The organism is Corynebacterium sp. (genome assembly GCF_030535495.1).
Lineage (GTDB): Bacteria > Actinomycetota > Actinomycetes > Mycobacteriales > Mycobacteriaceae > Corynebacterium.
Window position 1 is genome coordinate 1 of sequence record NZ_JAUNRW010000126.1, and the last position, 5,339, is coordinate 5,339.

Genomic DNA, 5,339 nt, shown 5'->3' on the forward strand with positions numbered 1-5,339 from the left:
TCTACTCCGGCTTCTACCTCCCGCTGCGCTTTGCGTCCATGGGCAAGATCACCAATGCCGCCGACATCATCCGCCTCATCATCCGTGACGAGGCCGTTCACGGCTACTACATCGGCTACAAGTTCCAGCAGGCCGCCAAGCACCTGTCGGAGGAGGAGAACGCCGCCGACAAGGACTTCGCCCTCGAGATGCTCCTCGACCTCTACGACAACGAGGCCCACTACACCCAGGACATCTACGATCCGATCGGCTGGACCGAGGACGTCAAGTCCTTCCTGCGTTACAACGCGAACAAGGCGATGAACAACCTCGGCTTCGAGGGCATCTTCCCGCCGGATTCCTGCCGCTTCAACGCCGGCGTCATGACCTCCCTGGACCCCTCCGCCAACGAGAACCACGACTTCTTCTCCGGCTCGGGTTCCTCCTACGTCATCGGCACCGCCGAGGAGACCACGGACGACGACTGGGACTTCTAGCTCCCTCCCGCTTATCGACGCCGCGCGTACCCCGCGCGGCGTTCGTCGTCTCAGGCCGGCGTCAGCTCCGCGCTGAAGCCGAGCTGGCGGGCGAGGTTCTCCACGACGGTACGCAGACGGTCAAACTCCTCCTCGGTGCCGGTGAGGACCTGGCGGCAGGCGACGTGGAGCCCGGGGCCCCGGCCGCCGGACCGGCGCCAGGGGGTGAACCAGTCGGCGGTGAGCGGGTCCGCGCCGGGGATCTCCAGGGCGGAGCCGCTGGGGACGCACAGGACCATGGCTGTCTCTATGCGGGGGCGCAGGGCGCGCGGCATGCCTGTGATGGTGAGTACGGCGGTGTGCGCGGTGAGGGTCGCCGGGGCGGTCACGTCAGAGGTCTCCCACAGGTGGTCCGGTGCCTTGGAATCGGCGGCGCCCAACCATCGTGCGAGCGAGGGTGCAAGGGTGGTCATGTCGAAGATCCTTCGGCAGATACGGCCACCGCCGACATCCACGGTGCGCGGAGTCGGCGGTGTCAGACGAGGGTCGTCTTCCCCAACGGCCTCGTAAATCACCTTGCTGTAACACGGACCAGTTTCCATCCCGCCCGCCCCACCGGCAACTCTAAACCCCCACTTCAACCCCCGTTTATTCAAGGTGAGGTTGAGGTTCAGGTCAGGGTGCCGGGTCGGGATCCGGCCCCCACTCACCCGCCCGGGCGGCGCGGATGATCTCGTCCTGCATCCCCTTCCGCCGGGCGGCGGCACGCTCCATCGCCGCATGGCGCAGCCGCCGCGCGGGCGAGGGCTCGATCCGGCGGGCGGTGTTGCGCCCGTGCACCTCCGCCACCCGGAGCGCACGGCGCAACTGCGCGACCGTCATGTTCACCGGTGCCCACTCCGGATCCGTGGCGATGGACCAGCCCCGCCAGTAGGACAGGATGGCCAGCCCGGATCCCAGTACCGGGGAGACGATCATGCCCACGGCGTCGTGGCCGGCGACGTGGAAGGCCACCATGCCCGCCCCGCTCACCAGGGCGGGGATGGCGTAGAGCTTCCCGCCGCGGAAGATCCCGGGCACCTGGCCGATCACCACGTCGCGGATCATGCCGCCGCCGACGCCGGTGACCACACCCATGAAGATCGCCGAGAGGTACGGCAGATCGTGGGACAGCGCCTTGACGCACCCGGTCACCGCCCACGCGCCGAGGACGATGGCGTCGGCGTGCACCTGGAACAGCTCCCACGAGCGCCCCCGGAAGTTGGTCAGCCAGGCGATGATCGCCCCGGAGAACGCGAGAGCCAGATACTCCGGCTGCGCCATGGCGGCGACGGTCCCCCGCCCGATGAGGGCGTCGCGGATCATGCCGCCGCCCAGGGAGGAGAACAGTGCCAGGAAGAGGAACCCCATGACGTCGAAGTGCCGCTGGCGGGCGATCGTCCCGCCGAGGATACCCATGAGCAGTACGCCACCCAGGTCGAGGCTGCGGTAGAGGAAGAGAATCTCCGGATCGACGTCACCCGTGAACCGAATTGTATGGTCACATCTGTCGCCGTCAACACGAGACCCCGCCCGCCGGGGCGGCGGACGGGGTCTCGACTGTGGGGCCAGCGGGGCTCGAACCCGCGACCTACGGATTATGAGTCCGCGGCTCTAACCGACTGAGCTATAGCCCCCTGCAGATGGAACTCAGTCAGTATAACCGCGCGGCGACCGGTTTCCCCAAACCCCGTCTTTTTGCGACCTGACCAGGCGATTTGGCACTAAACGCAAAGTCTCATATAGTTAAGTCTCGTTGCAGGGAAGCACACCAGCGGAACAGCAGCGAAACAAGTTAATCCGCCATAGCTCAGTTGGCAGAGCATTCGACTGTTAATCGAAGGGTCACTGGTTCGAGCCCAGTTGGCGGAGCAGAGAGAAGGCCACCGGACATCCGGTGGCCTTCCTGCGTTACCCCCTTGTTTTCCTCATGTGAGCCGGGTTACACTCCAGGCATAGCTTCACAGAGCCGGTTCCAAGAGCAGCGGAACCCGAGATGTGAAGAAGTGAATCCCGGGAGCGTCGCAGAAGCGACACCTCACCCGGGATTCGCGCCGTGTCGGGGGACTTACAGGAACACGGCCGCCAGCACCGCGGCGCAGGCGATGAGCAGCACCGGCACCTCCGCCATTCCCACCCGGCGCGCGGTCCACGGCTCTCCGTGACGGGCGGACCAGGGGATCCACACGGCACGCCCCAGCGCGACACACATGGTGAGTACCGCCAACGCCCCCGCCACCCACTTGCCGGCCCACACGGCCAGCGCCCCGACGATGAGCAGGGCCGCGACGTGGTAGCCGATGGAGATCTTCAGGTAGGTGGGGTTGTTGCGCTCCCGGATCATGGTCTTGACGAAGGGGATCGTGCCGGAGAAGTAGAGCGCCAGGAACACCATGCACACCCAGATGATGGTGGGCACCTCCCCGATGAAACCCTCTCCCCCGCCGACGGCGGTCATGGCGGGCAGGAGCAGGGCGGAGGCGACGACTGTGGACACCCCGGACAGCGCGGACCGGCCGCGCCCCTGCAGGGTCTCCCACGCCGCGATCGCCACCAGCGGGGCGAACGGCAGCGCCCACCACATGAGCTGCGGCTGCAGCAGCAGGGCCACGGCGATGCCCACCAGGGAGACGGAACCGTAGACGTACACGGGTCGGAGATAGCCGGCGCGGCGCTGCGGGCTGCGCGCCTTGGCGGCCAGGCCGAACGCGAAGAAGGCGAAGTAGCCGAAGAACCAGGCGACGAGGACCGCCGGCAGGACGGTGAGGGGACGGTACGAGGGGGCGTCGGCAAGCACGAAGGCCGTGAGGCCGGACACGAGGCCGAGGGCGGCGGGGCTGATGAGCATCGCCCAGGCACCGTGCTGGTTGGGGATCCACGGGGAGATGCCGTGCTTGCGCTTGCGGACGGTGGTCGTGGCCATGACAGTCACGTTAGCATCATCCGAAAGTTTGATACGAGTCTCTCCGGGGAAACTCAGCGACCCCCGTCGGCGTCCTCCCCCGAATCGGACTCCACCGACAGGCTGGCGTAGACGAGGGCGGCCAGGGCCAGCGCCGCGGAGGCGTGGGCGGCCAGACGCGCGCACGTGTGATCGCCGCTCATCCCCGCCTCCTTCGCCGTCCGTTGGTATTACGAACATAGCGCAGGAGGGGGTCGGATGTCCCCGGAAACGGGGTCACATTCGTCTAACGCCATCCCTCGGGCCCGGAGGAGCCGGCCGGGTACTCCTCGAGCGGGATCTCGTTGGTCTCGAAAGCGTCGAGCACCGGGCGCAGGATCTCCCAGGCGCGCTGGGGGGTGCCCGCCGGGACCTCGACGGAGTGGTCGTCGGTGAGCAGGGCCCGCGCGACGCGCCCGTAGGGGCTGAGGCGGGAGGGCACGGTACCCGAGTGCAGGGTGATGCGCTCCTTGTCCCGGCGGTCACCGGGGTCGGGGACGTTGAGTTCCAGGCGCATCTCGTCGGCGAAGGGCAGCACGAGGCGGGCCGGCGCCAAATCCTCGGCCGCGCGGTAGTGGACGGTGACCGCCTGCTCCGGGGAGCCGATCGCCTTGCCGGAGCGCAGGCGCATCCGGGTGCCGCGCCACCGCGGGAGATCCACCTCCAGGTCCAGCTGCGCGAGGGTCTCGGTGCCACGGGAGGCGTCCACGCCGTCCTCGTCGACGTACGACGGCAGGCCCCCACCGGCGGTGTACCGGGCCCGGCGGGCGGAACCTTCGACCACGGTGGTGGCGGCGAGCACCCCGGCCGGCTCTGCGCGCCCGTCGACGCAGAGGATGTGGGCGAGCACCTGCAGAAGATGCGACTGGATCATGTCGCGCAGCGCGCCGGTGGAGTCGTAGAACTCGGCCCGCCCCTCGAGGGCGAGCTCCTCGTCGAAGACGATGTCGATCGCCTCGACGCACTCGGAGGACCAGGATGCCCGCAACGGGGCGTTACCGCGGACGAGGCCGGTGAGGGTGGTCACCGCCGCCTCGCAGAGGAAGTGGTCGACGCGGAAGATGTGACCCTCGTCGGTGACGGTCAACAGTCGGGTATCCAGATCATCGGCCTCCCCCGCGGTCTCCCCGTATGGCTTCTCCATGGCGAAGGTGAGGTCCGCGGGGAGGTCGACGTCGTCGAGAAGCTCGATGGCCTGCACCGACACCGCCGGGGGCAGGGCGAAGTAGAGCACGGCGCCGTCGTCGGCTGCGTCGATCACCCGTCGGAGATCATCAACGTCCGCGGCATCGGCGGTGACGAAGTCCGCCGCGGCGGACAGGCGGTCCTCCACGCCGGCCTCCCTCAGGCTCTCCGCGACGAAGGCCGGGTAGTCCACCTCGTCGCGTCCGACCCCGATGATCCGCACCTGCCTGTCGCAGAGCACGCTGTACTCCCCCAGGCCGGGAATGAGCAGTCGCTTCGCCAGATCGCCGGCTCCGCCGAGGATGATGATCGTCTGTGCTTCCATGCGCCCCAGTGTTCCATGATTAAAGTTGAATGCATGACAACCGAGCGCAGCACCCCGATCGAGAAGTATGCGCTTCTGTCCGACACGCACACCGCGGCGCTCGTCGCCGAGGGCGGCAGCATCGACTGGCTGTGCCTGCCGCGTTTCGATTCGCAGGCGGTGTTCACCCGGCTGCTGGGCACCGAGGAGCACGGACACTGGCGTATCGATGCCCCCGGCGCCCGCGTGCTCGGCCGCCGTTACCTGGGCAACTCTTTTGTGCTGGAGACGACGTGGGAGTCCGACACCGGCACCGCCGTAGTCACGGACTTCATGCCGATGGACCCGGACAACGGGCGCTTCGAGTGCACCGACCTGCTGCGCCAGGTGCGGTGCACGTCCGGTGAGATCGACA

General features: G+C 67.9%; 7 protein-coding genes and 2 tRNA genes. 3 read left to right on the top strand and 6 right to left on the bottom strand.

The genetic code is table 11. The annotated features are described in order from the left end of the window. The coding region (locus Q4F73_RS11215; RefSeq protein ID WP_303359429.1) for a ribonucleotide-diphosphate reductase subunit beta at nucleotides 1–476 on the top strand (476 nt) is incomplete at its 5' end. A 50-nt stretch (nucleotides 477–526) separates the two neighbouring features. Here the strand turns inward: Q4F73_RS11215 and Q4F73_RS11220 are convergent. The 3 genes from Q4F73_RS11220 to Q4F73_RS11230 form a co-directional block, all read right to left on the bottom strand. Further along, entirely contained in the window at nucleotides 527–928 is a 402-nt protein-coding gene (locus Q4F73_RS11220; RefSeq protein WP_303359430.1) for a hypothetical protein, read from the bottom strand. Nucleotides 929–1,130: 202 nt separating this feature from the next. Next, complete coding sequence (locus Q4F73_RS11225; protein ID WP_303359434.1) at nucleotides 1,131–1,988, bottom strand: trimeric intracellular cation channel family protein; 858 nt, start codon at nucleotides 1,986–1,988, stop codon at nucleotides 1,131–1,133. 69 nt (nucleotides 1,989–2,057) lie between these two features. Continuing rightward, nucleotides 2,058–2,131: transfer RNA gene (locus Q4F73_RS11230), tRNA-Ile, on the bottom strand. Nucleotides 2,132–2,293: 162 nt separating this feature from the next. On the opposite strand from Q4F73_RS11230, the gene Q4F73_RS11235 reads away from it, so the two are divergent. Further along, a tRNA-Asn gene (locus Q4F73_RS11235) sits at nucleotides 2,294–2,366 on the top strand. A 196-nt stretch (nucleotides 2,367–2,562) separates the two neighbouring features. On the opposite strand, the gene Q4F73_RS11240 is transcribed toward Q4F73_RS11235, so the two are convergent. The 3 genes from Q4F73_RS11240 to Q4F73_RS11250 all read right to left on the bottom strand — a co-directional run bounded on the left by Q4F73_RS11240 (nucleotide 2,563) and on the right by Q4F73_RS11250 (nucleotide 4,945). Further along, a complete protein-coding gene (locus Q4F73_RS11240; RefSeq protein WP_303359431.1) occupies nucleotides 2,563–3,417 on the bottom strand; it encodes a YwiC-like family protein in 855 nt (284 codons plus the stop codon). A 53-nt stretch (nucleotides 3,418–3,470) separates the two neighbouring features. Next, nucleotides 3,471–3,599: a hypothetical protein gene (locus Q4F73_RS11245; protein WP_273045299.1), complete on the bottom strand. Its 129-nt coding sequence runs from the start codon at nucleotides 3,597–3,599 to the stop codon at nucleotides 3,471–3,473. Between the two features lie 83 nt (nucleotides 3,600–3,682). Next, nucleotides 3,683–4,945, bottom strand: coding sequence for a glucose-6-phosphate dehydrogenase (locus Q4F73_RS11250; protein WP_303359432.1), 1,263 nt, complete (start codon nucleotides 4,943–4,945; stop codon nucleotides 3,683–3,685). A 33-nt stretch (nucleotides 4,946–4,978) separates the two neighbouring features. Here Q4F73_RS11250 and Q4F73_RS11255 point away from each other — a divergent pair. Next, nucleotides 4,979–5,339, top strand: a 361-nt coding sequence (locus Q4F73_RS11255; protein WP_303359433.1) for a trehalase-like domain-containing protein, incomplete at its 3' end; no start/stop codon positions are given.

What these genes read in the sequence shown, in the direction of transcription:
- Q4F73_RS11220 (WP_303359430.1), bottom strand. Translation starts at nt 928, where the DNA reads ATGACCACCCTTGCACCCTCGCTCGCACGATGGTTGGGCGCCGCCGAT.
- Q4F73_RS11240 (WP_303359431.1), bottom strand. Translation starts at nt 3,417, where the DNA reads ATGGCCACGACCACCGTCCGCAAGCGCAAGCACGGCATCTCCCCGTGG.
- Q4F73_RS11245 (WP_273045299.1), bottom strand. Translation starts at nt 3,599, where the DNA reads ATGAGCGGCGATCACACGTGCGCGCGTCTGGCCGCCCACGCCTCCGCG.
- Q4F73_RS11250 (WP_303359432.1), bottom strand. Translation starts at nt 4,945, where the DNA reads ATGGAAGCACAGACGATCATCATCCTCGGCGGAGCCGGCGATCTGGCG.